Raw genomic sequence first — 26,608 nt, forward strand, 5'->3', positions numbered from 1 at the left:
CGCAACGTTGCGGTGGGACAGCACGTCTGCGTGGGGGCCAACGCAAAGGCGCGGCTGAGGATCGCGGCTCTCCGTGGCCGGATGCGGACACATCGCTGGTCACGTGACCGGGATCACCTTACGGTCGATTGAAACGTTCAAACCCAAACCCACACCTTCAAACCCCGACGTTCCACCCCAGCTCCAGGAGAGGACGAGATGAGAACGAGGAGCATCACCGCCAAGACCGGGGTGTCCCTGGTCGCCGCGACGTGCCTGGTCGCAGGCACCGCAGCGGTGGCCGCCCCGGCCGCGGCAGGCGGCGGACACGCCCCCGGCGCACCCCGCACCCTGACCGTCGACGACACCCCGCACCCGCTGAACGTCGAAGGAGATCCGGCCTTCGGATGGTTCCCCCAGGACCGCGACCCGGGCGAGGTCCAGACCGCGTACCAGGTCAAGGTGCTCGACGACGACGGGCGCACCGTGTGGGACAGCCGCAAGGTGGAGTCCGACCAGCAGGCGTACGTCGCGTACGAGGGACCCGACCTCGAGTCCGGTGCCGAGTACGCGTGGACGGTCCGCACCTGGGACCGCACACACCGCTCGTCCCCGTGGGCGAAGCAGGCCGCCTTCGAGACCGGCATCTCCGACGCCGAGTGGGCCGGCGCACAGTGGATCCAGCGCGCGCCCGGCGGTACGGCACCGGTGGAGGTCGTCGACGGACGCGCCCGCGTCACGGGCGGCGACGTCACGCTCGCGAAGGACAGCGCCGCGTGGACCGACTACACGATCGAGGCGACCGTCCGCCCCCGCACCGGTGGCGCGGGCATCGCCTTCCGCAACGCCGACCGGCGCAACGGCTACATGTGGCAGCTCTCGCCGGCGAACGGGTTCCGTGCGCACGTGCAGCGCAACGGTTCGCACACCGTGCTCGCGACCGTCCCGATGACGATCGTCGCCGGGCAGGACTACCGCGTGAAGATCGTGGTCTCCGGGTCGACGATCACGACCTCCGTCGACGGCGTCGTCGTCGACGAGCGCCAGGACAGCAGCCATGCCAAGGGAGGGGTCGGCTTCCGCGAGGCGTCCAACGAGAGCGCCGAGTTCGACGACGTCCGCGTCACCGCGCCCGACGGCACGGTGCTCGTGGCGGACGACTTCTCCGGCGACCTCTCGAAGTGGGAGATCGCTCCCCCGGCACGCCAGGCCGACGAGTGGACGCTGGCCCGCAAGGACGTCGAGCTCGAGGGACGCAAGGTCGTCCGCGCCCGCGCGTACGTCGCGGCGAGCCACACGTACGAGCTCATGATCGACGGGAAGCGGGCCGACCGCGGCCAGTCCTTCTCGTACCCGGGCGAGGGCTACTACCAGGCGAGCGACGTCACCGACCTCGTCAAGGGTGGGCGTGAGATCGGCGTTGGAGTGCTTTCCCACTGGTACGGCTCGGGACAGGGCCGACCGGCGGGTGTCCCCGGTGTGCTCGCGCGGCTCAGCATCGAGTACTCCGACGGCTCCACGCAGGACGTCGTCACCGACGGTTCCTGGAAGGTCACCGAGGGCCCGTACGAGCAGGCCGGACGCCGCAACGGCGAGGGCGAGCAGATCGAGCACCTGAACGGTGTCCGGCAGGCCGCGCTCGACGGATGGGACGAGCACGGGTTCGACGACTCCGCGTGGGCCGACGCCGTCGTGCTCGGTGCACACCCTGTCGCACCGTTCACGCACCTGCAGGGCCAGGAGACGCGCATCGACGAGTCCACCGCCCGTCCGGTACGGATGCTCGAGGCCGCCGACGGCACCGTCGTCGCCGACTTCGGCAAGGTCATCCCGGCGCGACCGACCGTACGGTTCGACGACGGGGTCGCCGGGCGGGTCGTGCAGATGCGCGCCGGCTACAACCTGACCGACGAAGGCCGTGTCGCCACGTCGACGCTGCTCACGCAGGGCACGAACATGGTGTACCCGTACACGCAGGTCGACGGCGACCAGACCTTCCAGGCGTTCACGCACCTCGGGTTCCGCTACCTCGAGATCCCGGCGGCCGAGGAGGAGATCGACCGCCGCGACGTGTCCGCCGTCGTCGTGCACACGACCGTGCCGGAGGACCGCGAGGCGACGTTCGACAGCGACGACCGCACGCTCGACGAGGTGTGGGACATGATGCAGCGCTCGGCGATCTACTCCGTGCAGGAGGCGTTCGTCGACACGCCGACGCGTGAGAAGGGCCAGTTCCTCGGCGACGCCGCCAACATCTCGTACGCGACGATGCAGGGGTTCGCCGAGCGCGACGCGACGCAGCAGGCGATCCGCGAGTTCCTGGCGTCGGAGAAGCGGCACTGGAGCAGCAGCCCCGAGGACGCCGGGCGCTACAACGCCGTCTACCCCAACGGTGACGGCAAGCGCGACATCCCGGACTACACCGAGATGTTCGTCGACTGGGTCTGGCGCTACTACCAGGTCACCGGCGACCGTGCGCTGCTCGAGGAGGCGTACCCGTCGATCCAGCGGACCGCCGCCTACGTCCAGCGCCACATCCCGACGTCCGGCCCGACCGCGGGACTCGTCACGAACCTGACCGGCGGCTCCGGGGCGTACCGGTACGGCATCGTCGACTGGCCCGAGCCGGGACGCTTCGGGTACGACATGGACACCGCCGCACGGACCGTGATCAACGCGCTGGGTGTGGAGGTGCTGCGCCGTACGGCCGACATGGCGGACGCGCTCGACCGACCCGCCGCGGAGGCCGAGGCGTACCGGTCGGCGGAGGACGGCCTCGTCGACGCGATGAACGGCAAGCTCCGTCGCGCGGACGGCGTGTACGTCGACGGGCTCAAGGCCGACGGGACGCAGAGCGACCACGCCGGACAGCACAGCACGTCGTTCGCGATCGCGTTCGACGTCGCGCCGGCGAGCGACCTGCCCGGGCTGGCCGACCACCTGGCCGGGATGGGCATGAAGCAGGGCCCGATGACCGTGCACCGACTGCTCCAGGCGCTGGGGAAGGCCGAGCGGCCCGACGCGGTGCTGCGGCTGCTCACGAACCCCGACGACCTCGGGTTCGCGAACATCCTCGCGCAGGACGGCACCTTCACCTGGGAGGCGTGGACCCTCGACGCCGGCTCGAACCACAGCCAGTCGCACGGCTGGGGTGCGCAGGCGGCGGTCGACGTGACCGAGACGCTGCTCGGCATCCGGCCGGACGGCGCCGGCGGATCGTCGGTGCGGATCGTGCCGCCGGCGACCGGACTCGACCGCGCGTCCGGCTCCGTCCCGACGCAGCGCGGCGAGGTCGCGCTGTCGTGGGAGCGCAAGCGCCACGGCGTACGGGCGACGGTCGAGGTGCCGGTCAACGTGACGGCACGGGTCGAGCTGCCGAAGGTCTCCGGCGCCTCGTACAAGGCCGTCGGCAACACCGATGCCCGCCTCGTCGGGACGGTGGGTGACCGCGTCGTGTTCGAGGTCGGGTCCGGGAAGACCCAGTTCGTCCCGGTTCCCCGCTGACGCAGGGCACGAGAACGGCCCCCGAGCGCAGTTGCTCGGGGGCCGTTCTGCGTGGCTCGCGGTTGCCAGAGAGTGGCTCGCGAACGTCAGATGAGGTCGCGGCGTACGGCCCAGACGACGGCCTCGATCGGCGTCGCGACACCCAGGGCCGAGCAGACCGCCCGCAGCCGGCGGCGTACGGTCCGTTCCGACAGCAGCAGCCGACGCCCGACCGCCTCCACGGTCAGCCCCTGCGAGACGAGCCCGAGCAGCGCGAGGTCATCGTGGTCGAGCGGGCTCGGCGAGACGACCCGCCGACTGTGGCCGCTCCGCGTCATCGTCCCCCCTGTCGCCCGCACGTGTGGTCAGCTCCTCCTCGGCAACAGCCTTTGCAGCTGCGTGACGTGCCCCGGCTCGAGCTGGTCGAGGCTGCTGACCCCGAGCAGACGCATCGTCCGCTCGATCTGGGTCGTGAGGATGTCGATGGTCCGGTCGACACCGGGGCGTCCGCCGGCCATCAGCCCGTAGAGGTACGCGCGCCCGATCAGCGTGAAGTCCGCACCGAGCGCGATCGCCGCGACGATGTCGGCGCCGGACATGATGCCGGTGTCGAGGTGGATCTCGGTGGATCCCTTCACCTCGCGCGCGACCTCGGGGAGCAGGTGGAACGGGATCGGCGCCCGGTCGAGCTGACGCCCGCCATGGTTGGACAGCACGATCGCGTCCACTCCCATCTCGGCGAGGCGGGAGGCGTCCTCGACGCTCTGCACACCCTTGACGACGAGCTTGCCGGGCCACTGCTCCTTGATCCACGCCAGGTCGTCGTAGTCGACGGTCGGGTCGAACATCGTGTCGAGGAGCTCGGCGACGGTGCCGGACCAGCGGTCCAGCGACGCGAACGCGAGGGGCTCGGTGGTGAGGAAGTTGATCCACCACGCCGGCCGCGGTATCGCGTTGACGACGGTCCGCGGCGTCAGGGTCGGCGGGATCGTCATGCCGTTGCGGGCGTCTCGCAGCCGCGCTCCCGCGACGGGGACGTCGACCGTCACGACGAGCGCCTCGAACCCAGACGCCGCCGCGCGCTCGACCAGCGCCATCGACCGGTCGCGGTCCTTCCACATGTACAGCTGGAACCAGTTCCGTCCCGCCGGGTTCGCGGCGCGCACGTCCTCGATCGAGGCGGTGCCCATCGTCGACAGCGCGAACGGGATGCCCGCCGCGCCGGCCGCCGACGCGCCGGCGTACTCGCCCTCGGTCTGCATCATCCGTGTGAAGCCGGTCGGCGCGATCCCGAACGGCAGCGCCGACGTGGCGCCGAGGACGGTGCAGGACGTGTCGACCTTCGAGACGTCGCGCAGGATGCGCGGGTGGAAGGTCACGTCCTGGAACGCCTGACGGGCGCGGGCGAGCGACAGCTCCTCCTCGGCGGCACCGTCGGTGTAGTCGAAGGCGGGCTTGGGCGTACGACGCTTCGCGATCGCACGCAGGTCCTCGATCGTGAGCGCGGCAGCGAGCCGGCGCTTGCGCGGGCTCAGCACCGGCTTCTTGAACTTGAGCAGCGGTCCGAAGTCGCGGGGACGGGGTACGCGGCGATCCATCACATGACCTTTCGAGCGACGAGCGGTGTCTTGCTGTGGACGGAGCGGGGGAGGTAGCGCTGCTGTTCCAGCGTGCGCCCGACCAGCGCCCGGAGCGCATCGAGGTCACCCGAGACGGCGTCGAGCGTCCTGGCCTGGACGAGCGCGTTGCCGAGCGCCGTGGCCTCCACGGGTCCGGCGAGGACCTCGAGACCGGAGCGGTCGGCGGTCAGCTGGCACAGCAGCGTGTTCAGGGCACCGCCGCCGACGACCTGGATCCGGCGGACGCGCCGGCCGGCGAGCTCGGCAGCGCGGTCCACGGTGGCGGCGAAGGCGGCGGCGAGACTCTCGAGGATCGCTCGGGCGGTCTCGGCGCGGTCCGCGGGGCGCCGCAGGTCGTGCTCGGCGGCGTACGCGCGGATGCGCTCGGGGATGTCGCCCGGTGCGAGGAAGCGCGGGTCGTCGACGTCGAAGACCAGGGGTGCCTCGACCTCGGCGGCGGCGGCGAGCAGCGCGGAGAGGTCGAGCGGACGACCGTCCTCGCGCTCCCAGGTCCGGACCGACTCGCTGAGCAGCCACAGGCCCATGACGTTGTGGAGGAACCGGACCCGTCCGTCGACGCCGCCCTCGTTGGTGAAGCCGGCGGTGCGCGCCTCGTCGGCGAGGACGGGGCGTTCGAGCTCGAGCCCGACGAGACCCCACGTCCCGCAGGAGACGTACGCGTCGTCGGGGCCGAGCACCGTCCCCGCGATGGCCGAGGCGGTGTCGTGGGAGCCGACGGTCGTGACGGCGAGGTCGTGCCCGCCGATCTCCTCACGGACGTGCGGGAGCAGACCACCGATCCGGGACCCCGACGGGACCAGCGGCGCGAGGATCCCCGGCGGGACGCCGAGCGTCGTGGCGAGGTCGGTGTCCCACCCGCCGGTGGTGACGTCGAGCAGGCCGGTCGTCGAGGCGTTGGTGACCTCGGCCCCGACGTGGCCGCTCAGCCAGTGGCCGATCAGGTCCGGCACCAGCAGCATCGTGTCGGCGTGGTGGAGGTGCGCGCCGTCGGCGACCAGCTGGAAGAGCGTGTTGAACGGCAGGTGCTGCAGGCCGTTGCGGGCGTAGAGCGCTGCCGGGTCGACCTTCGCGTGGACCGTCTCCACGGCGGCCGCGTTGCGCGGGTCGCGGTAGTGGAAGGGCGTGGACACCATCCGTCCCTCCCGCAGGAGGGCGTAGTCGACGGCCCAGCTGTCGACCGCCACACCGGCGAGGTCCGGACTCGAGCGTACGGCGAGCCGCAGGCCGTCGACGACCTCGCGGAAGAGCCCGACGACGTCCCAGTGCAGGCCGTCGGTCAGGCGCACGGGCGTGTTGGCGAAGCGGTGCACGACGTCGAGCCGGGCACCGCCGGGGCCGACCTCGGCCACCACCACGCGTCCGCTGGTGGCGCCGAGGTCGACCGCTGCGACCCTGATGGGCTCAGTCATCCGCGCACTCAGCGCAGGAACGCGGCAGCGACGCCCGCGTCCACGGGGATGTGCAGGCCGGTCGTGTGGCTGAGCTCGGCGCTGCAGAGCACGAACACGGCGTTGGCGATGTTGCCCGGCAGGACCTCGCGCTTGAGGATCGTGCGCTGGGCGTAGAACTTGCCGAGGTCCTTCTCCTCCACGCCGTAGACCGCGGCACGGTTGGCGCCCCAGCCGCTGGCGAAGATGCCGGACCCCTGGACGACACCGTCGGGGTTCACGCCGTTGACCTTGATGCCGTGCTCGCCGAGCTCGGCGGCGAGCAGCCGCACCTGGTGGGCCTGGTCGGCCTTGGCTGCGCCGTACGCGACGTTGTTGGGGCCGGCGAAGATCGAGTTCTTCGAGGAGATGTAGACGATGTCGCCACCCATCTCCTGCTCGATCATCACCTTCGCGGTCACCTTGGCGACGAGGAACGAGCCCTTCGCCATCACGTCGTGCTGGAGGTCCCAGTCCTTCTCGGTGGTCTCGAGCAGCGAGCGCGAGAGCGAGAGACCGGCGTTGTTGACGACGAGGTCCACACCGCCGAAGGCGAGCACGGCCGCGTCGACCATGGCCTGGACGGCGTCGGCGTCGGAGACGTCCACGTGGACGCCGACGGCGACATCAGTGCTTCCGATCTCGGCTGCCGCGGCCTGGGCGTTCTCGAGCGACAGGTCGGCGATGACGACGCAGGCACCCTCGGCGGCGAGCTTCTCCGCCGTGGCCTTGCCGATGCCGGACGCGGCTCCGGTGACGAGCGCGACGCGGGTCGCGAGCGGCTTCGGCTTCGGCATCCGCTGGAGCTTCGCCTCCTCCAGCGCCCAGTACTCGATGCGGAACTTCTCCGACTCGTCGATCGGGGCGTACGTCGACAGACCCTCGGCGCCACGCATGACGTTGATCGCGTTGACGTAGAACTCGCCGGCCACGCGGGCGGTCTGCTTGTCCTTGCCGAAGCTGAACATCCCGACGCCGGGGACGAGCACGATCAGCGGGTCCGCGCCGCGGATGGCGGGGCTCTCCGGGGTGGCGTGCCGGTCGTAGTAGCCCTGGTAGTCCTCGCGGTACGACACCGCGAGCTCCTTGAGCCGTGCGACCGAGTCCTCGACCGACGCGTCGGCCGGGAGGTCGAGAACCAGCGGCTTGACCTTCGTGCGGAGGAAGTGGTCGGGGCACGACGTGCCCAGCTCCGCGAGCCGCGGGTGCTCGGCGTGCGCGAGGAAGTCGAGCACGACGTCGGCGTCGGTGAAGTGGCCGACCATCCCCCTCCCCAAATTGGACAGAGCGTCCTGGCTGGCGATGCCGCGGATCGTCGGCGCCAGCGCGGCGGCCTTCGCACGACGCTCGGCCTCCGGCAGCGCGGCGTACCCGTCGAGCGCCGGCCCGAAGGGCTCCGGCCTGCTGTGCTCGGCGATGTACGCCTCGGCGGTGCGGATGATCCACAACGAGTTCTGCTCGGCCTCGTCGGAGGTGTCGCCCCACGCGGTGATCCCGTGGCCGCCGAGGATGCAGCCGATCGCCTGCGGGTTGTCCGCCTTGATCGCCGCGATGTCGAGCCCGAGCTGGAAGCCGGGACGACGCCACGGGACCCACACGACCTTGTCGCCGAAGACCGTCTCGGTGAGCTTCTCGCCGTCGGCGGACGTCGCGATCGCGATGCCGGAGTCGGGGTGCAGGTGGTCGACGTGCGCCGCGTCGACGAGCCCGTGCATCGCCGTGTCGATCGACGGCGCCGCACCGCCCTTGCCGTGCAGGCAGTAGTCGAACGCGGCGACCATCTCGTCCTCGCGGTCGACGCCCGGGTAGACGTCCACGAGCGAGCGCATCCGGTCCAGGCGCAGGACCGCCAGGCCCTTCTCCTGCAGGGTGCCGAGGTCGCCCCCGGAGCCTTTCACCCACAGCAGCTCGACGGACTCGCCGGTGACCGGGTCGGTCTCCGAGCCCTTGGCCGAGGTGTTGCCACCCGCGTAGTTGGTGTTCTTCGGGTCGGCTCCGAGACGGTTCGAGCGCGCGATCAGCGCGGCGACCGTCGGGTTCGTGGAAGACTCTGCAGTGCTCTGCGACATGGTGGTCATCAGCTCCATCCGGCCTGGGTCCCGCCGACCCGCTCGGCCTCGATCTGTTCCTGGTACCCGCTGGCGAGGTAGGCCCGCATCGGGTTGCCCTGCAGCCCGCGGCTCTCACGCCACGCGGCGAGGTCGCCCCGCACGTCGGTGTAGAAGGCGTCCATGAAGATCTCGTTCGCGAGGAGGACGTCGCCGTCGCTCTGCGCGGCTGCCAGCGCCTCCGTGTCGACGAGCAGCGCGCGCGCCGTCATCTCCTGGACGTTGAGCACCGAGCGGAGCTGGCCCGGGATCTTCTTCTCGATGTTGTGGCACTGGTCGAGCATGAACACGGTGTCGCCGTCCCGGCCGTACCCGCCGCCGCGGAGGACCTCGAAGAGGATCCGGAACAGCTGGTACGGGTCGGCGGCGCCCACGATCAGGTCGTCGTCGGCGTAGAAGCGCGAGTTGAAGTCGAACGAGCCGAGCTTCCCGAGGCGCAGCAGCTGGGCGACGATGAACTCGATGTTCGTGCCCGGCGCGTGGTGGCCGGTGTCGAGGCACACCACGGCGTTGTCGCCGAGAGCGGCCACGTGCGTGTACGCCGTCCCCCAGTCCGGCACGTCCGTGTGGTAGAACGCCGGCTCGAAGAACTTGTACTCGAGGACGAGACGCTGCTCGTCCGACAGCCGCTCGTAGATCGTCGCGAGCGACTCGGCGAGCCGGTCCTGGCGGCCGCGCATGTCGGCCTGGCCCGGGTAGTTGCTGCCCTCGGCGAGCCAGATCTTGAGGTCGCGCGACCCGGTCGCGTTCATGACATCGATGCACTCGAAGTGGTGGTCGATCGCCTTCTGGCGGATCTTCGGGTCGGTGTGCGTGAGGGCGCCGAGCTTGTAGTCGTCGTCCTGGAACGTGTTGCTGTTGATGGTGCCGAGACCGATGCCGAGGTCCTCGGCATAGCGGCGCAGCGCACCGAAGTCGTCCACGTGGTCCCACGGGATGTGCAGGGCCACGCGCGGCGCGAGCCCGGTGAAGCGGTGGACGGCCGCGGCGTCGGCGATCTTCTCCTCGACCGTACGAGGGGTGCCGGGCGAGCCGAAGACCTTGAAGCGCGTCCCGGAGTTGCCGTAGGCCCACGAGGGAACCTCGATCTCCTGCTCCGCGAGCCGCGACGCGATGTCAGCGAAGTTCGTCATGTCAGTTGCTCTCTTCATGCGCACGGGTCCCGTACGCGGTCGTGTCAGCCGTGGTCGTGTCAGCCGCGGTCGGCTGGGCCGTCGTCGTGCCGGCCGCCGCACGGTGGGCGGCCAGCTGGTCCTCGAGGTGGAAGATCTCCTCCAGCTCCAGGAAGCCTTCGTCGGGCGCTCCGTCGAGGTCCTCGAAGAGCTCGCCCATCTCGGCCTGCCACCGCCGGTTCACGTCGGTGGCGGCCATGCGGGCCTGAGCGGCCTCGAGCGACTCGGTCTCGAGGTAGCCGATCAGCAGCCCGTCGGGGCGGAGGAACAGCGAGTAGTTGTGCCAGCCGGCGGCGTACAGGGCCTCGAGCATCTCGGGCCACACCGCGGCGTGGCGGCGCTTGTACTCGTCGATCCGGTCAGGGCGGACCTGGAGCTGGAAGCAGACGCGACGCATCGTTCCTCCGGGTGGGTCTGGGTGTGGTCCCCGGCCGCCCCATGCCGCAGCGGCGGCCGGGGACCACGTTCATCGCCAGGCGGTCAGCCTGGGCGGTCTGTCAACGACGACTCGTTGCTTCTGAGACTCAGAAGTTGAAGTCGTCGATGTTGTCCTTGTTGAACTCGAGCGGCTCGCCGAGGATGACGGTGCCGTTCTCGCCGACGGTGTACTCGCCGAGCTTGCCCGCCTCGAACGTGTCGCCCTCCTCGCCCTTGATGTCGCCGTCGATGAGCGCCTTGGAGGCGAAGGCCGTCAGGTAGCCGAGGTCCTCGGGGCTCCAGAGCGCGAACGAGCCGACGGTGCCGTCCTTGACGTACTCACGCATCTGGTCCGGCGTACCGAGACCGGTCAGCGCGACCTTGCCCTTGTACTGCGAGTCCGACAGGTAGCGGGCCGCAGCGGCGATGCCGACCGTGGTGGGCGAGATGATGCCCTTGAGGTCGGAGTGCTTCTGCAGGAGAGCGGCGGTCTTGTCGAACGACGTCTGGTCGTCGTCGTCGCCGTAGACCGTCTCGACGAGCTCGATGTTCGGGTGGTTCGCCGCGAGGTCCTCCTCCATCAGCTTGATCCACTCGTTCTGGTTCGTCGCGTTCGCCGACGCCGAGAGGATGGCGACCTTGCCCTCGTCGCCGATGGCCTTGGCGATGAGCTCGACCTGCTTGGCGGCGATGCCCTTGGCGTCGGCCTGGCTCACGAAGAGGTCGCGGTACTCCGGGTTGGTGTCGGAGTCGAAGGTGACGACCTTGGTGCCCGCGTCACGAGCCTCCTGCAGCGCGTCGCCGATGGCCTCGGGATCGTTCGCGGAGATGGCGATGGCGCCGACGCCCTGCTGGGTCAGCGTGTTGATGTAGCTGACCTGCGAGTCGGGCGTCGCCTCGGACGGTCCGACCTCCTTGAAGGTGCCGCCGAACTCCTCGACCGCAGCCTCGCCACCGGTGGAGGAGGCGTCGAAGTACGGGTTGCCGAGGTTCTTCGGAAGGAAGGTCACCGACAGGTCGCCGCCGCCGTCACCGGAGCCGCCCTCGTCGTCGCCTCCGCCGCAGGCCGCGAGCACCAGGCTCAGGCCGAGCACCGCAGCGACGGCCGGGACGACCCGTGCGAGGCCGCGTCGCCTCGTGTTTGGTGTGGTCATCGGTCTTCTCTCTCTCGCTCGCCGACCGGTCCGTCCGGGTCGGTCAGGGTGGTGTTGTTGTGGGGTTGTGGGGGTGTGGACTGGGTGGTTCCTGATGGGGCGTCCGGGGCGCCACGCGATCGTCGCTTGCTGCTGACCCAGCCGAGGACGCTGGAGCCCACGACCGAGACGACCAGCAGCAGGCCGGTGACGATGTTGATGACGTCGGCGGTCTGGTCGGCCAGGCGCAGCGCGCTGCCGATCGCCCCGATGAGGAGCACGCCGGCGATCACGCCGGGCAGTGCACCTCGTCCGCCGAAGATCGAGACTCCTCCGAGGAGGACCGCCGCGATGACCTGCAGCTCCATGCCGTTGGCGTTGTCGCCTCGGGCGCTGCCGTAGCGCAGCGTGTAGTAGATGCCGGCCAGCGCGGACACCACGCCGGTGAGCATGAACAGGACGAGCTTGGTCCGCTCGACGCGGATGCCGGAGAAGCGTGCCGCGCCCTCGTTGAGGCCGATGGCGTACACGCCGCGGCCGAACGCGGTGAAGTGGAGGAGGACGATGAAGACGATCGCCAGCACCGCGAACGGGATCATGATCGACGGGATGTCGGACTCGCCGATGCGGCCGCGCGCCCAGTCGGTCCAGCCGTCGGGGAAGTCGGTGATCGCCGTGGTGCCGAGCAGGCCGACCGCGATGCCGCGGTAGAGCGCGAGCGTGCCGATGGTCACCGCCAGCGACGGCAGACCCACCACGGTCACGAGGAACCCGTTGAACGCGCCGCACACGATGCCGACGAGCAGGGCCGCGACCGCCGCGAGGACGATCGGCGTGCCCTTGTCGTAGAGGACGCCGAACGAGACGCTCGCCAGCGCCACCGTGCTCGCGACCGACAGGTCGATCTCACCGGTGATGATCACCAGCGTCATCGGCAGCGCGATGAGCAGGATCGGGGCGACGTCGAGGAGGAGGTACGTGATGGTGATCGGCCGGTCGAAGAACGGCACCGTCGCCGAGGCGTACAGGTAGACGACGACCAGCGCGACCCACACGGCCAGGTCACGGCTGAAGAGGATCCGCTGCCACAGCGGACGCTGGTGGTCGCGGTAGCTCCGTGCGCGCGGCTGCGTGGAGGTGTCGGAGGGGTGGATCAGGCTGGTCATGCGGCGTCCCTCTCTGCCAGCAGCTTCTTGTGCTGTCGGTCCTTGAGGACCTTGTCCAGCACGATCGCGACGATGATGAGCAGGCCGACCACAGCGCGCTGCCAGAAGTCCTGGATGCCGAGGATCGGCAGACCACGGTTGATGGTCATCAGGAGGTAGGCCCCGACCGCAGCCCCGAGGACGGTGCCGCTTCCGCCGAAGATCGCCACGCCGCCGATCACCGCGGCACCGACCGCCTCGAACTCGATGCCGAGGCCGGCGCCGGAGCTGATCGTGCCGTAGCGCGCGACGTACATGACGCCGGCGAGTCCCGCGAGACCGCCCGAGGCCGCGAAGGCGAGGAGCGTGCGCTTCGTCTTCTGCAGGCCGTACAGCGTGGCCGCGTCGGGGTCCGATCCGATCGCGTACATCTCACGGCCGCCGCGGGTGCGCCCCATGAGGTACGCCCCGATGGCGAGGACGACGAACGAGATCCAGGCGAGCGACGGGATCCAGAGGATCGACGACGTGCCGAACGAGAGCAGGCCGCTCGGGATGTCGGAGGCGTTGATCCGGTCCGAGCCCGCCCAGGACATCATCACGCCTCGGTAGACGTAGAGCGTGCCGAGCGTGATGACCAGCGCAGGCACTTTCGCGAACGCGACCAGTGCGCCGTTGATCAGCCCGAGGGCGACGCCGAAAAGGATGCCGAGCAGGAGGACGACCAGGATCGGCAGGCCGGTGTCGACGAACAGCCGACCGGTCGCGTACGCCACCAGGCCCAGGATCGAGCCCACGGACAGGTCGACGTTGCGGGTGATGATGACGATCGCCTGCCCGACGGCGAGGACCACGAGGATCGACGGCGTCAGGAAGAGGTCGCGCCACCCGTCCTTGCTGAACAGGAACGACGGGTTGATCGCCGTGGTCACCGCGAGCACGACCAGGAAGGCGAGGACGATGCCGGTCTCGCGCGCCTGGAGGAGCTTGCGCACGCGCGCGCCCGTGGAGGGCGGCGGCGGGGGCGCCGGGGTGGTGACGGTGGGCGTTGCGGTGCTCATGCGGAAGCCCCCTGGCTGCTGTCTCCGACGGCTACGTTGGTCGCGGCATACATGACGGCCTCGGGTGTCGCGTCGCCGCGAGCGATCTCGGCCGTGATCCGGCCCTCGTGGACGACCACGACGCGGTCTGCCATGCCGAGGACCTCGGGAAGCTCCGACGAGATCATCAGGATGGCCATGCCCTCACCGGCGAGCTCCGAGAGCAGCCGGTGCACCTCGGCCTTGGTGCCGACGTCGATGCCACGGGTGGGCTCGTCGACGATGAGGACGTCCGGGCGGGTGCTCAGCCACTTGGCGAGGACGACCTTCTGCTGGTTGCCGCCGCTGAGGGTGCCGGCGAGCGTGTCGAGGGTGCTCGTCTTCACCTCGAGGCGGGAGGCCCAGTCGCGCGCGGTCGTGTTCTCGGCGCCCGAGGCGAGCAGCCCGGCGCGGCTGAGGCGGCGACGGATCGCCATCGTGATGTTGCGTGTGATGGTGGCGTCGAGGACGAGGCCGTGCTTGCGGCGGTCCTCGGGGACGAGCGCGATGCCGAGGCGGATCGCCGCGGCGGGATCGTTCGGCGGCACCTTCTTGCCACTGACCTTGACCGAGCCCGAGTCGTACGGGTCGACGCCGAAGGCGGCCTGGACGATCTCGCTGCGGCCGGCGCCGACGAGGCCGGCGAGCCCGACGATCTCGCCGCGTCGGACCTGGAGGTCGACGTCGTGGAAGAGACCCGCGCGGGTGAGGCCGGAGATCTCGAGGACGACGTCCCCGATCTCGGCCTCCTGCTTGGGGTACAGGTCGTCGACGTCGCGCCCGACGAGGCGGCGGACGACGTCGTCGACGGTCACGTCCGCGATGCGGTCGGTGGAGACGTACGCTCCGTCGCGCATCACGGTGATGGTGTCGCAGAGGCTGAAGACCTCGTCGAACCGGTGCGAGATGAACACGAGCGCGCGACCCTCGTCGCGCAGCGCGCGGGCGATGGTCATCAGGCGGTCGACCTCGACACCGCTGAGCGCGGCGGTCGGCTCGTCCATGATCAGGACGCGGGCGTCGAGGGAGATCGCCTTCGCGATCTCGATGATCTGCTGGTCGGCGATCGAGAGGCCGTCAGCGGGGCGCTCGGGGTCGATCGGCACGCCGAGCCGCGCGAAGAGCGCCCGCGCCTCGGTGTCCATCGCCTTGCGGTCGATGCGTCCGAGGCGTCCCCGGGGCTGGCGGCCCATGAAGATGTTCTCGGTGACGCTGAGGTCGGGGAAGAGCGTGGGCTCCTGGTAGATCACGGCGATGCCGGCGTCCTTGGCCTCCGCGGTGGTGCGGAAGTCGACCGGTTCGCCGAAGAGGGCGTACGTGCCCCCGTCAGGGCGGTACAGTCCGGCGATGATCTTGACCATCGTGGACTTGCCGGCGCCGTTCTCGCCGACGAGAGCGTGGATCGACCCCGTCGTCACGGTCAGGCTGCCCGAGCTGAGGGCTACCACCTGTCCGAAGGTCTTCGACACGTCACGCAGCTCGAGCGCGACCGTCCCGGGGGCGGCTGTGGCCATCGACTTGTTCACCGACTTCCGTTCGCACGGCGCAGAGGGGTTCCGCGTTTGAATCGTTTCAATTAACCTGGCGTTCACAACGTATATGACCTGCGACACACGGTCAAGAGAGACTTTGAAACGATTCAGTGGCAAACTTCTGCCACCCGTACGAGGAGTTCCCGTGGTCGAGCCCGCACACCCCACCCATCCCGCGACGAGTCTTCGCGACGTCGCGGCCCTTGCCGGCGTGTCCGTCGGGACGGTCTCGAACGTGCTCAACCACCCGACGAAGGTCTCGGCGCGCACGGCCGAGCGCGTGTTCGCGGCCATCGAAGAGCTCGGTTTCGTCCGCAACGAGGCAGCGCGTCAGCTCCGCCAAGGCAGGAGCCGATCGGTGGGACTGATCGTCCTCGACATCCGCAACCCGTTCTTCACCGACGTCGCCCAGGGCGTCGAGGACGAGGTCACGGCGCGCCTGCGCAGCGTGCTCCTCGCCAACTGCGCGGAGGACGCCGCCCGCGAGTCCGCCTACCTCGACCTCTTCGAGGAGCAGCGCGTCGACGGCGTCCTCATCTCCCCCGTCGGCGACGTGCTCGACCGTCTCGACCGGCTCCGTTCCCGCGGCATGGCGGTGGTGCTCGTCGACCGGCTCGCCTCGACCGAGTCGTACAGCTCGGTCTCCGTCGACGACGTCCTCGGAGGCCGGCTCGCCGTCACGCACCTGCTCGAGACCGGTCGTCGACGCATCCTCTTCGTCGGTGCGTCCCTCGAGATCGAGCAGGTCCGAGACCGCCTCGAGGGTGCGCGGCAGGCGGTCGCGGAGGTCCCGGGGGCCACCCTCGAGCACCGCGAGATCGCCGGCATGCACCTCGAGCCCGCTCTTGCGGAAGGTCAGCGGATCGTCGCGCTCCCTCCGGCCGAGCGGCCGGACGCCGTGTTCGCGGCCAACGACCTGATCGCCATCGGCATGCTCCAGGCGTTCACGCTCGGCGGCGTGCGCCCTCCGCAGGACGTCGCGCTGATCGGCTACGACGACATCGAGTACGCCGCCGCCGCGGCGATCCCGCTGTCCTCGATCCGGCAGCCGTCGCGCGAGATGGGCCGACGCGCGGCGGAGATGCTCCTCGCCGAGATCGAGGCCGGCAGCAACGGCGAGCGGCAGCACATCGTGTTCGAGCCGGAGCTCGTGGCGCGCGCCTCGACCCTGGGCTGACGCCCCGTCCGCGATTTGTGCACTACGTCAAGGAACTCGGCGCCGGATTCCTTGACGTAGTGCACAAATCGGGGACGAGAGGTCAGGCCGGTGCGTCGTACGGGATGCGGACCGTGAACCGCGTGTCACCCGGCTCGGACTCCACCTGCAGGTCGCCGTGGTGCTTCTTGACCACGATCCGCCACGAGATGTCGAGACCCAGGCCGGTGCCCTCCCCGACCGCCTTCGTGGTGAAGAACGGCTCGAAGATCCGCTGCCTGATCTCGGGCGCGATGCCCGGACCGGTGTCGGCCACCACGACCTCGCACCAGTCCTCGACCCGCCGCGTCGTGAGCGTGAGGGTGCCGCTGCCGCCCATCGCCTGGACCGCGTTGACGATCAGGTTGGTCCACACCTGGTTCATCTCCGCGGCGTACATGGGCACCCCGGCGATGCTGCGGTCGTACTGCTTGACGACGGTGATGCCGGAGAGCTTCTTCTGCAGCATCAGCAGCGTCGCGTCGAGCAGCTCGTGGACGTCGGCCCGGACGAACGGCGCACGGTCGAGCTGCGAGTACTGCTTGGCAGCGTCCACCAGCGTCGAGACCCGCGTCGTCGCGTCCTCGATCTCGGCCATCAGCTCCTCGGTCTCGAGCGTGTACGAGAGCCAGTGCAGCGCGCCGACGAGCACGCCGTCGTCGACCCGCTCGGCGACGCTCTCGAGCCACTCCTCGTCAAGACCGCTCTGCACGAGGACCGGCGCCACGTCCCACGCGTCGGTGAGGCCGTGGTCGTCGAGCCAGTCCGCGACGCGATCCTCGCGGTCGGCGGCGTCGAGCGCCCCTCCCTGGTCCCGCTGGAGCGCCTTCGCGCGATGCTCCAGCGCTTCGTCCTGCAGCCGCATCAGCGCGGCGATCGTCTCGCGGTCGTACGGTCCTTCGGCGATCAGCGCGAGCTTGTGGCGCATCGCCGAGACCCGCTCGCGCAGCGTCGACGTGGCCCGCACGGCCGCCGAGGCCGGGTTGTTGAGCTCGTGCGTGAGGCCGGCCGAAAGCTGGCCGAGCGCCTGGAGCCGCTCGCGCTGGCCGATCGCGGCCTGGGTGTTCACCTGCCCGAAGAACAGCCCCTCGAGCAGGTGGACCGCCATCGGGAACCAGTCGTGCATCAGCGTCGAGAAGTCGGCGGCGTCGAGCACGAAGAAGCGCGACGGCGCCAGCACCCGGGTCGACCCGCCGTACAGCTGCGGCACCCGATCACCGAGGTACGCCGCCCACGCCCCGGTGTAGACGCCCGGCTGCGTGGTGCGGGTGGTCTCGACGTCGTCGCCGCCGACGGTGCGGTAGAGCGCGAGAGAACCCTCGAGCAGCACGTAGAAGCACGTCGCCGGCTCCCCCTCGCGGACGAGCCACCCCGGCTCGACGTGCTCGACGTGCCCGTGCTCGCACAACCACACCAGCTGGCTGTCGTCGAGGTGCTCGAAGAGGAACATCGTGCGCAGCTCGCCGATGTCGCACGGAAGGCGGTCCGCCGCGCTCACAGCTGCTCCAGGTATCGGTGCACCAGCATCACTGCCATCGCTCCTTCTCCTACGGCGGAGGCGACGCGCTTCGCCGACTCCGAGCGGACGTCGCCCGCGACGAAGACGCCGGGCACGCTGCTCTCGAGGTGGTACGGCATGCGGTCCAGCGTCCACCCGGGCGGGTGGGCCCCGTCCTCGACGAGGTCGGGTCCGGTGGGGACGAACCCGTGAGCGTCGCGCACGACGATGCCGTCGAGCCAGTCCGTACGAGGCACCGCTCCGATGAAGACGAACGCCCACCCGCAAGGCACGGTCGCCGTCTCGCCGGTGCTGGTGTCCTGAAGCACGAGGCCTTCGAGGTGCCCGTCGCCGCAACCCTCGACGACCACGGTCGACGTCCTCACCTCGATCCTCGGGTGCGCCTCGACCTGCTCGACGAGGTATGCCGACATCGACTGGGTCAGCGACGACCCGCGGACCAGGATCGTGACGCGGCGGGCCTCGCGGGCGAGGGCGAGCGCGGCCTGGCCGGCGGAGTTGGCGCCGCCGACGACGTACACGTCCTGGTCGGCGCAGGCAGCGACGTTGGTGAGCGCCGACCCGTAGTAGAGCCCGCGCCCGCTCATGTCGTCGAGCAGCGGGCCTTCAAGCCGCCGGTACGAGACACCGCCGGCGAGGATGACCGTCTGGGCGTCGAGGGTGCTGCCGTCGGCGAAGCGGATGCTGCGGGCGGAGCCGTTGACCTCGAGGCCGACGGCGTCACGCGTGGTGACGATCTCGGCGCCGAACTTGAGGGCCTGACGGCGTGCACGGTCAGCGAGCTGCGCACCCGACACTCCGTCGGGGAACCCGAGGTAGTTCTCGATCCGCGAGCTCTGACCGGCCTGCCCTCCCGTGGCGGTGCGCTCGACGAGCACTGTCCGGAGGCCTTCGGAGGCGCCGTACAGGGCCGCGCTGAGACCGGCCGGTCCTCCGCCGACGACGACGAGGTCGTAGAAGTCCTCGCTCGGACGTGTCACCAGCCCGACCTGCTCGGCGAGCGCGGCGTCGCTGGGTGCCACGAGCACGTCTCCCGTCGGTGTCACCACGACGGGCAGCTCCGGGTTCTCGAGCTTCGCTGCCGCGATGAGGGATCGCCCTTCGGAGGACTCGGTCGAGAACCACCGGTACGGCACCTGGTTGCGGGCGAGGAACTCGCGCACCTCCGACGAGCGGGCGGACCACCGGTGGCCGACGAGCTTCGTCTCGGCGACGGGGCGGCGCTCGCTGCGGGTCCACGCGTCGAGCTGGTCGTCGATCACCGGGTAGAGCTTCTCGTCGGGAGGGTCCCACGGCTTCAGCAGGTAGTAGTCGAGGTCGACGAGGTTGATGGCGTCGATCGCGGCGTCGGTGTCGGCGTACGCGGTGACGAGAACCCGCCGCGCCCTCGGGAAGAGGTCCATCGCCTGCTCGAGGAACTCGATGCCGGTCATCCGCGGCATGCGGTGGTCGGCGAGGAGGACGGCCACCTCCTCTCCGCGCAGCTTGAGCTCACGGAGCGCGTCGAGGGCGTCCCCGCCGGACTCGGCACGGACGATCCGGTAGGAGGAGCCGTACCGGCGTCGCAGGTCGCGCGCGATCGAGCGCGACACCGCGGGGTCGTCGTCGACGGTCAGCAGCGCGATGCGCTGGTCGGACCGGCCGGACTGGGAGGTCTCGCTCATGCACGCCCTTCGATGAATGCCGGCCTCCATCCTCTCCCCGTGGTGGTGACAGGGCCAAACCGGATTCGCGGCGACGCTGGGACCGTCAGCGCGTGTCGTCGTCCTCGTCGGTCGTCGCCCTGAGCTCGAGGCTGATCTGGTCGGCGTCGAGCATCCTCAGTGCGTCCGAGAGAGCGGCGGAGCTGTAGGTCCCGAGCGATCGGGCCCGCAGGAGTGCCTTGCGCTCCGCCTCGATGGTGCGCAGCCGCAGCTCCACCATGTGCGCCCGGGTCGGGGCGGGCTCGGACGCCTCCTCCTCCTCGCGATCGATCTCGCGCCTCATGCGCTCGGCGGCCCCGCGCAACGTCTCGGCGTCGTACTCCGTCCCGTCGGACGCCCGCAGGTCCGGAGTCTCGAGGAAGTCGGCCGCAGCGTGGGCCAGCTCGTTGCTCAGCGCGGCGGCCTCGGCGGTCTCTCCCTCGTCGCCGCGGTTCGCGAGGCCGAGGGCGCGGACGACCCACGGGAGGGTGCCGCCCTGGAGCAGCAGGGTCCCTGCGGCCACGACGAACGCGACGAGGATCAGGAACGACCGCTCCGGGGTGTCCTGCGGCAGCGACTGTGCGGCAGCGAGCGTGACGACACCGCGCATCCCCGCCCAGACGAGCACGACGCCTTCGCGCCAGCCGAGCGGCACACCGGTGATGTAGTCCACGTCGGCGAGCGCACGCCCGATGCGCTTCCGGAAGACCCGTTCACGGGCTTCGTCGCGACGCTTCTTCCCGTCGGGCTCGTCCGTCCTCCCCCGAAGTCGGCCCGCATCGTCGCCCGGCGGCCGGAGCTCGCCGCGGTCGAAACGGTCCTGCATGTCCTGGACGCGCTCGCGGAACTGTGGGGCCTTGCGCCGACGGTTGCGCGCCGAGATCAGGATCGGCAGCACGTACGCCGCGCGGATCGCCAGGATGATCGCCCCCGCGGCGACACCCACGAGGACTGCGCTGACCGTGCTCTCGTGCGCCTCGCGCACATCCTCCAGCACTCCGTACAGCTCGAGGCCCATGAGCAGGAAGACGCCGCCCTCGAGGAGCAACTCGATGGTCCGCCAGTTCGACGCCTCGTACATGCGGTCCTGCGGTCGCAGGTACTTGGGCGACCCCTGCCCGGTGACGAGCCCGGCTGCGACGGCCGCGACGAGACCCGACGCGCCGACGTGCTCGGCGGGCACGTACGCGACGAACGGGACCACGAACGAGATCGCGGTGCTGAGCGGCGCCTCGGTGATCCGCGCCCGGACCACGAGGTTGAGCCGGCCGACCACGAGGCCGACCACCACGGCCGCGAGGACCGCCCACACGAAGTCCGCCGCGACTCCCCACAGGGACACCGATGCGGCGGTGGCCGCGATGGCGGAGCGCAGGAGCACGAGTGCGGACGCGTCGTTGAGGAGGCTCTCCCCCTCGAGCACCGTGACCACTCTCGGCGACACGCCGAGCTTGCGGACGATCGAGGTGGCGACCGCGTCGGTGGGGCTGACGATGGCGCCGAGCGCGATGCCGGTCGACAGCTCGATGCCTGGGATCACGGCGCGGAAGAACAGTCCGAGCACGAGGGCGCTGATGATCACGAGCAGGATCGACAGACCCGAGATCGTCGTGAAGTCGCGGCGGAAGTCCATCGCCGGCATCGACACCGCCGTCGAGTAGAGCAGCGGTGGAAGCACGCCTGCGAGCAGGATCTCCGGCTCGACCTCGATCGCGGACACCGCCGGCAGCAGGCTGACCGCGACCCCGACCAGGACGAGCAGCAACGGGGAGGCGACACCGACGCGGGGCGCGAGCACCGACACGGCGACGATGCACACGATCCCCGCGATCCCGACCAGCAGGTAGTCCATCGCCGTTGCCTCTTCTCCGTCGAGCTGCCTCCGCCGAGCTGCCTCCGCCGACCCTGCACCATGCTGCCGCTCCGGCGGCGGCCACGCAGTGTTCACCCCCCGTTCGCGCCGGGGTCGGGGCGACGACGCGTCAGATTCCTAGCGTCTCGAGAGATCGTGCACTCTCGACATCAGGAGTCTCCGTGCCCCCCTTGCTGCCGTTCTTCACCACCAGCTCGTCCGGCTCGCCGTGCGCGTCCGGCCGGTCCGCGCTCACCTGCCGCATGCGGTGCGGCGACGCGTGCTCGCACGACGAGCCGAACACGTCCGACAACGAGTACTTCGGCGACGTCGCCTCCACCCTGTCGCGTCGCGGGCTCCTCCGCACCGGCGCGGTCGTCTCCGTCGCCGGCATCGCCGCCGGCGCCTCTCTCGGTACGGCGGGTGCTGCCGCGGCAGCACCCGCGACCACCGCCGCCGGCCTCGGGTCCCGCCGCCCCGGGCGCGGCGAGGGCGACGGCCGTGGACTGGACTTCGTCCCCGTCGAGCCGAACACCCTCGATGCGCTGACGGCGCCGCCCGGATACGCGCAGGCCGTCGTGATGGCGTGGGGCGACCCGCTGTTCAAGGGTGTGCCGGCGTTCGACGTCGACAAGCAGACGCCCGCGGCGCAGCGCAAGCAGTTCGGCTTCAACAACGACTTCCTCGGCCTGCTCCCGCTCGGGCGCGGCCAGCACCTCATGGTCGTGAACCACGAGTACACGACCGAGCAGATGATGCACCGCGGGTACGACGCCGCGAACCCGACGCGCGACCAGGTCGAGATCGGCTGGGCCGCGCACGGGCTGAGCGTGGTCGTCGTCGAGGAGGAGCGGGGCACCGGCAACCTGCGCCCCGTCGTCGGCCACCGGCTCAACCGCCGTCTCCACACGCAGAGCGAGTTCGAGCTGACCGGCCCGGTCGCAGGCCACGCGCTGGTCCGCACCAAGGCCGACCCGCGCGGGCGTACGGCGCTGGGGACCCTCAACAACTGCGGTGGCGGCCTGACCCCGTGGGGGACGTGGCTGACGGCCGAGGAGAACTTCAACCAGTACTTCGCCAACGGCTCCACCGTCACCGACCCGACGACGCTCGCGCGACTCAAGCGGTACGGCGCCGCCAACGCCACCACCGAGCGCAAGTGGGAGCGCTTCGACGACCGCTTCGACCTCGCCAAGGAGCCGAACGAGATCAACCGGTTCGGCTGGATCGTCGAGGTAGACCCGTACGACCCGACGGCCGCTCCCAAGAAGCGCACCGCGCTGGGCCGCTTCAAGCACGAGGCGGCGGAGCCGTTCATCACCGACGACGGCCGGGTCGCGATGTACATGGGCGACGACGAGCGTTTCGACTACCTCTACAAGTTCGTCTCCGACGGCAAGGTGGCGCGCGGCAACGACGCGAACGCCCGCCGACGCAACCGTGACCTGCTCGACCACGGCACGCTGTTCGTCGCCCGGTTCCTCGGCAACTCGTCGCAGGCGGAGATCGACGGGACGGGTGCCCTGCCGAGCGACGGCGCGTTCGACGGCGCCGGCGTCTGGGTGCCGTTGGTGAACGGCACGACCTCGTACGTGAAGGGCATGACCGCCGAGGAGGTGCTGCTCTTCACGCGGCAGGCAGCCGACGTCGTCGGGGCGACCAAGATGGACCGCCCGGAGGACGTCCAGCCGCACCCGCGGACGGGCAAGGTGTACGTCGCACTGACCAACAACGCGAACCGCGGCGCCGCAGGGCAGGCGGTCGCCGACGAGGCGAACCCGCGCAGCGCGAACAAGCATGGCCACGTCCTCGAGCTCAGCGAGCTCGGCGACGACGCCGCGGCGAACGCGTTCACGTGGAACCTGCTGCTGGTGTGCGGTGACCCGAAAGATCCCAACACCTACTGGGGCGGCTTCGATCCCCGACGGGTGTCGCCGATCTCCTGCCCGGACAACCTGGCCTTCGACCCCGACGGCAACCTGTGGATCTCGACCGACGGCAACGCGCTCGGCTCGAACGACGGGCTCTTCGCCGTGCCGCTCGAGGGCTCCAAGCGCGGCCAGGTGAAGCAGTTCCTCACTGTGCCTGCCGGCGCGGAGACGTGCGGGCCGTGGATCGACGAGGACCGGGTGATGGTGTGCGTCCAGCACCCGGGCGAGAAGAACGGCGCGACCGTCGAGAACCCGGCGTCGCAGTGGCCCGACGGCCCGGGTTCGATCCCGCGCCCGGGTGTCGTGGCGGTCTGGCCAAAGCGCCGCTGACCGGCGCGCCGACCCCGACACCCTTCCGAGGACGCCTGTCCGGTGCCACCCCACCGGGCAGGCGTCGTCGTGCGCGAGGTCAGGCGACTCCGACGAGCCCGACGCTGAGAGCGAACCCAGCGACGACGGGGAACGCCGAGAGCGGGCCGAGGGTCCGGACCGCCGTCGGGACGAGGTGCGAGGTGATCCCGGCCAGCACCACGCCGCCGGCGAAGGCGAGGACGGTCGCCGCGAGGTTCGGTCCCCCTGAGGAGATCAGCAGGTGGCTGCCGGCCGCGATCGCACCGCCGTACGCCGCGAGCGCGACCCAGGTCTGCATCACCTGGGCTCCGCTGCGGCCGTGGTCGACGAGCAACGCCGTCGCCACCACGGCCTCGGGCACGCCGCACAGGAAGACGGCGACGACCACGGCGCCGCTCACCCCGTGGTGGAGATGGAACGCGCCGACGATCACGACGACCTCGGCGGCGACCGACAGCAGCAGCGTCGCGAAGCGGTGGTGGATGACCGGCGGCTCCTCACGGACGGCGCCCCAGGCACGTCGAAGCCCTCCCGGCCCGACCATCACGGCGGTCGTGGCGGCGGCGCCGCCGAGCAGCCCGAGCGCGACGACCGCGTGGCGCCCGGCCTGCGCACCGGCCTCGTCGATGAGCTCGTACGCGACCGCGCTGAGCAGAGCGCCCGCTCCGAACCCGGCGCCGATGGCGACCCAGACCGCGCGCGGTGGCCTCCAGAGAGCGACGGCACCGCCGACGACGAACGACGACGCAGCGACGACACCCCACACCACGGCTGTGAGCATGCAGAGACGGTCCCACAGGACCTACGTCCGTGCGTACCGGGGACCCCCTACCAAAGGTGGAGCCGCCGATGGACGGACGGCCGATGTGGAGGCCGACTCCGGTGGCGAGGCTGGGAGCATGACGATCGCACTCGCTGGCTTTCTGCTCGCCATGGCCCTGGTCGACAGCACCAGCATCGGGACGCTCGTCATCCCGGTCTGGCTGATCCTCGCGACCCGACGCGAACACCTCGGGAGGGTCGTCGTCTATCTGGTCACGATCGCGCTCTTCTACTTCGTGCTGGGTCTCGCGCTTGCGGCCGGAGCCAGTGCCCTGATGCCCGTGCTGGGGGACTTCTTCACGTCGACCCCCGGTTACGCCGTGATCACCGCTGTCGGAGTCGGGCTGTTCTGGCTGAGCTACCGCATCGACCCGAAGGCGAAGGCGAAGCGCGGTCAGGATCCGGCGGAGTCGTCTCGGCGCTGGCACGCGCGCATCACGGGTGCTCTGGGCACACCGGGCGGGTTGATCGGGCTCGCCCTCGTCGCGGGCGTCATCGAGGCGGCCAGCATGCTTCCGTACCTCGCGGCGATCGGCGCCATGTCCGCGGCAGACCTCGGGGTGGCGACCACCGTGGCGACGTTGGCCGCGTACTGCGTCGTCATGATCCTGCCGGCCCTGACGATCCTCACGCTCCGGATCGTCGCGGCACGCTGGGTCGACCGCCCGCTCGCACGCCTGGGCGCGTGGGCTGAGCGGAGCGCGGGCTCAGCGACGGCCTGGACTGTCGGCATCGTGGGAGTGCTCCTGGCGCTCAACGGCATCGGCGGCCTGGTCTGAGTCAGCCAGCCGCTTGTGACCGGCCTCACGCTTCCTTCTGCTAGCGGACGCTTGCAATTGCAAGCATCAGGACGAAGACTGAAGGTGCCTTCGCCACCCGGCGGGGGTCCGTCAGACCGAGGGGACCAGCATGGCCATCAAGGAACAGATCACGAGCCCGACCCCGCTCTTCGCGGTCGTCGGTGCAGGCGACGCCGTCGTCGCCAAGGTACGCGCCACCATCCCGTCCGCCAACGAGGTCGAAGGCTTCGTCGGTGACGTCAAGGGGCTCCCCGAGCAGCTCAAGACCGTCCCGGAGCAGCTGAAGGTGCTGCCGGAGAAGGCCCAGGCAGCAGCGCTCGAGGCCCTCAAGGGACTGGAGTCCACCTACAGCGATCTCGTCGTCCGCGGCGAGTCGCTCGTCGGCCGCATCCGCGCGCAGCGCGCCACGGTCGACCTCGAGGAGTCCGCCAAGGCCACCGAGACCAAGGTGAAGGCGGCCACCACCACGGCCAAGAAGTCGGCCAAGTCGACGAAGTCCGCCGCCAAGGGCGCCACGACCTCGGCCCGCAAGACCGCCACCGCCGCGAAGAAGGCCACCACGGCCGCCGCGGACAAGGTCGGCAACTGACCCGACGGGCGCGAGACCGACCCTCCAACGGTCTCGCGCCCGTCGGTCCTTCTCCGGGCAGCATCCGCTTCTGGACAGCCGCGTCTTCTGGATAGCCTCGGTCCGTGGAGAACCCCGAGCACCCGGCGCCTCAGATGCGCGTGTCCGACGCCGACCGTGAGCAGGTCGCGGAGATCCTGCGCAGGGCTGCAGGCGACGGCCGCATCGACACCGACGAGCTCGACGAGCGGCTCGGCGCGGCGTACGCCGCCAAGACCGTCGCCGACCTCGTCCCCCTGACCGCGGACCTCCCCATCGCGCAGCCGTACGCCCAGCCGTACGCTCCGCCCGTCCCGGCGCGTCACGGCAACGTGGTGGTGCCCGGCGGCAGCCCGACGAGCGAGCGCGGCATCGCCGTCCTCAGCGGGTTCGAACGCCGCGGCGACTGGCTCGTCCCGCAGCAGCTCACCGTCGTCGCGGTGATGGGCGGCGCGCACCTCGACACCCGACGTGCTCGGTTCAGCGCACCCGAGGTGGTCATCACCGTGCACGCGGTCATGGGTGGCGCCGAGATCGTCGTCGGGCCCACGACCCGCGTGCTCATGGAGGGCACGGGCATCATGGGCGGCTTCAGCGGCCCGCACGACGACAGCCAGGTCACCCCGGACTCTCCCACGCTGCGCATCCGCGGAGTCGCGTTCTGGGGTGGCGTGAGCGTGACCCGTCGCGACCTCGACGCATGAGCGTCGCGGAATTCGCTTGACCGGGTGTGC

At 70.5% G+C, this 26,608-nt stretch carries 20 protein-coding genes; 6 read left to right on the top strand and 14 right to left on the bottom strand.

The features are described 5' to 3' along the window. The first annotated feature begins 198 nt into the window (after positions 1-198). Complete coding sequence (locus AB3M34_RS21390; protein ID WP_370616880.1) at positions 199-3,483, top strand: family 78 glycoside hydrolase catalytic domain; 3,285 nt, start codon at positions 199-201, stop codon at positions 3,481-3,483. 86 nt (positions 3,484-3,569) lie between these two features. On the opposite strand, the gene AB3M34_RS21395 is transcribed toward AB3M34_RS21390, so the two are convergent. The 10 genes from AB3M34_RS21395 to AB3M34_RS21440 form a co-directional block, all read right to left on the bottom strand. After that, on the bottom strand, positions 3,570-3,800 hold the full coding sequence (locus AB3M34_RS21395; protein WP_370616881.1) for a LuxR C-terminal-related transcriptional regulator: 231 nt from the start codon (positions 3,798-3,800) through the stop codon (positions 3,570-3,572). Between the two features lie 27 nt (positions 3,801-3,827). After that, positions 3,828-5,060, bottom strand: coding sequence for an alpha-hydroxy acid oxidase (locus AB3M34_RS21400; protein ID WP_370616882.1), 1,233 nt, complete (start codon positions 5,058-5,060; stop codon positions 3,828-3,830). After that, positions 5,060-6,511 (bottom strand): rhamnulokinase, encoded by a 1,452-nt coding sequence (locus tag AB3M34_RS21405; protein WP_370616883.1) that lies wholly within the window; start codon positions 6,509-6,511, stop codon positions 5,060-5,062. The genes AB3M34_RS21400 and AB3M34_RS21405 overlap by 1 nt, the downstream gene beginning before the upstream one ends. An 8-nt stretch (positions 6,512-6,519) precedes the next feature. Further along, positions 6,520-8,607: a bifunctional aldolase/short-chain dehydrogenase gene (locus AB3M34_RS21410; protein WP_370616884.1), complete on the bottom strand. Its 2,088-nt coding sequence runs from the start codon at positions 8,605-8,607 to the stop codon at positions 6,520-6,522. Continuing rightward, the gene (rhaI, locus tag AB3M34_RS21415; RefSeq protein ID WP_370616885.1) at positions 8,607-9,770 is read right to left on the bottom strand and encodes an L-rhamnose isomerase; all 1,164 of its coding nucleotides are present in this window, start codon (positions 9,768-9,770) and stop codon (positions 8,607-8,609) included. Before rhaI ends, AB3M34_RS21410 begins: the two co-directional genes overlap by 1 nt. Before the next feature lies 1 nt (position 9,771). Then, entirely contained in the window at positions 9,772-10,206 is a 435-nt protein-coding gene (locus AB3M34_RS21420) for an L-rhamnose mutarotase (RefSeq protein WP_370616886.1), read from the bottom strand. A gap of 127 nt (positions 10,207-10,333) precedes the next feature. After that, positions 10,334-11,380, bottom strand: a complete 1,047-nt coding sequence (gene rhaS / locus AB3M34_RS21425; RefSeq protein WP_370616887.1) for a rhamnose ABC transporter substrate-binding protein — start codon at positions 11,378-11,380, stop codon at positions 10,334-10,336. Beyond that, positions 11,377-12,525, bottom strand: a complete 1,149-nt coding sequence (locus AB3M34_RS21430; RefSeq protein ID WP_370616888.1) for an ABC transporter permease — start codon at positions 12,523-12,525, stop codon at positions 11,377-11,379. The genes rhaS and AB3M34_RS21430 overlap by 4 nt, the downstream gene beginning before the upstream one ends. Beyond that, positions 12,522-13,565, bottom strand: coding sequence for an ABC transporter permease (locus tag AB3M34_RS21435; RefSeq protein ID WP_370616889.1), 1,044 nt, complete (start codon positions 13,563-13,565; stop codon positions 12,522-12,524). Before AB3M34_RS21435 ends, AB3M34_RS21430 begins: the two co-directional genes overlap by 4 nt. Further along, on the bottom strand, positions 13,562-15,097 hold the full coding sequence (locus AB3M34_RS21440; RefSeq protein ID WP_370616890.1) for a sugar ABC transporter ATP-binding protein: 1,536 nt from the start codon (positions 15,095-15,097) through the stop codon (positions 13,562-13,564). The genes AB3M34_RS21435 and AB3M34_RS21440 overlap by 4 nt, the downstream gene beginning before the upstream one ends. A 163-nt stretch (positions 15,098-15,260) precedes the next feature. On the opposite strand from AB3M34_RS21440, the gene AB3M34_RS21445 reads away from it, so the two are divergent. After that, positions 15,261-16,292 carry a LacI family DNA-binding transcriptional regulator gene (locus tag AB3M34_RS21445; RefSeq protein WP_370616891.1) on the top strand — a complete coding sequence of 344 codons (1,032 nt, stop codon included), beginning with the start codon at positions 15,261-15,263 and terminating at the stop codon, positions 16,290-16,292. 82 nt (positions 16,293-16,374) lie between these two features. Here AB3M34_RS21445 and AB3M34_RS21450 read toward each other — a convergent pair whose 3' ends face one another. The 3 genes from AB3M34_RS21450 to AB3M34_RS21460 all read right to left on the bottom strand — a co-directional run bounded on the left by AB3M34_RS21450 (position 16,375) and on the right by AB3M34_RS21460 (position 21,363). Beyond that, positions 16,375-17,808, bottom strand: a complete 1,434-nt coding sequence (locus tag AB3M34_RS21450; protein WP_370616892.1) for an ATP-binding protein — start codon at positions 17,806-17,808, stop codon at positions 16,375-16,377. Beyond that, on the bottom strand, positions 17,805-19,493 hold the full coding sequence (locus tag AB3M34_RS21455) for an FAD-dependent oxidoreductase (RefSeq protein ID WP_370616893.1): 1,689 nt from the start codon (positions 19,491-19,493) through the stop codon (positions 17,805-17,807). Before AB3M34_RS21455 ends, AB3M34_RS21450 begins: the two co-directional genes overlap by 4 nt. Before the next feature lie 85 nt (positions 19,494-19,578). Then, positions 19,579-21,363, bottom strand: coding sequence for a cation:proton antiporter (locus AB3M34_RS21460; protein WP_370616894.1), 1,785 nt, complete (start codon positions 21,361-21,363; stop codon positions 19,579-19,581). A 182-nt stretch (positions 21,364-21,545) separates the two neighbouring features. On the opposite strand from AB3M34_RS21460, the gene AB3M34_RS21465 reads away from it, so the two are divergent. Beyond that, entirely contained in the window at positions 21,546-23,624 is a 2,079-nt protein-coding gene (locus AB3M34_RS21465; RefSeq protein ID WP_370616895.1) for a PhoX family protein, read from the top strand. A gap of 79 nt (positions 23,625-23,703) precedes the next feature. On the opposite strand, the gene AB3M34_RS21470 is transcribed toward AB3M34_RS21465, so the two are convergent. Further along, complete coding sequence (locus tag AB3M34_RS21470; RefSeq protein ID WP_370616896.1) at positions 23,704-24,426, bottom strand: hypothetical protein; 723 nt, start codon at positions 24,424-24,426, stop codon at positions 23,704-23,706. A 118-nt stretch (positions 24,427-24,544) separates the two neighbouring features. Between AB3M34_RS21470 and AB3M34_RS21475 the strand changes: the two genes are divergently transcribed. From AB3M34_RS21475 to AB3M34_RS21485, 3 genes are all read left to right on the top strand, one after another. Then, a complete protein-coding gene (locus AB3M34_RS21475) occupies positions 24,545-25,246 on the top strand; it encodes a GAP family protein (RefSeq protein ID WP_370616897.1) in 702 nt (233 codons plus the stop codon). Positions 25,247-25,376: 130 nt separating this feature from the next. Next, a complete protein-coding gene (locus AB3M34_RS21480) occupies positions 25,377-25,856 on the top strand; it encodes a hypothetical protein (protein ID WP_370616898.1) in 480 nt (159 codons plus the stop codon). A 104-nt stretch (positions 25,857-25,960) separates the two neighbouring features. Beyond that, complete coding sequence (locus AB3M34_RS21485; protein ID WP_370616899.1) at positions 25,961-26,578, top strand: DUF1707 SHOCT-like domain-containing protein; 618 nt, start codon at positions 25,961-25,963, stop codon at positions 26,576-26,578. Positions 26,579-26,608: the final 30 nt, after the last annotated feature.

The sequence above is a fragment of the Mumia sp. Pv4-285 genome (assembly GCF_041320275.1).
In the GTDB taxonomy this organism is placed as follows: domain Bacteria; phylum Actinomycetota; class Actinomycetes; order Propionibacteriales; family Nocardioidaceae; genus Mumia; species Mumia qirimensis.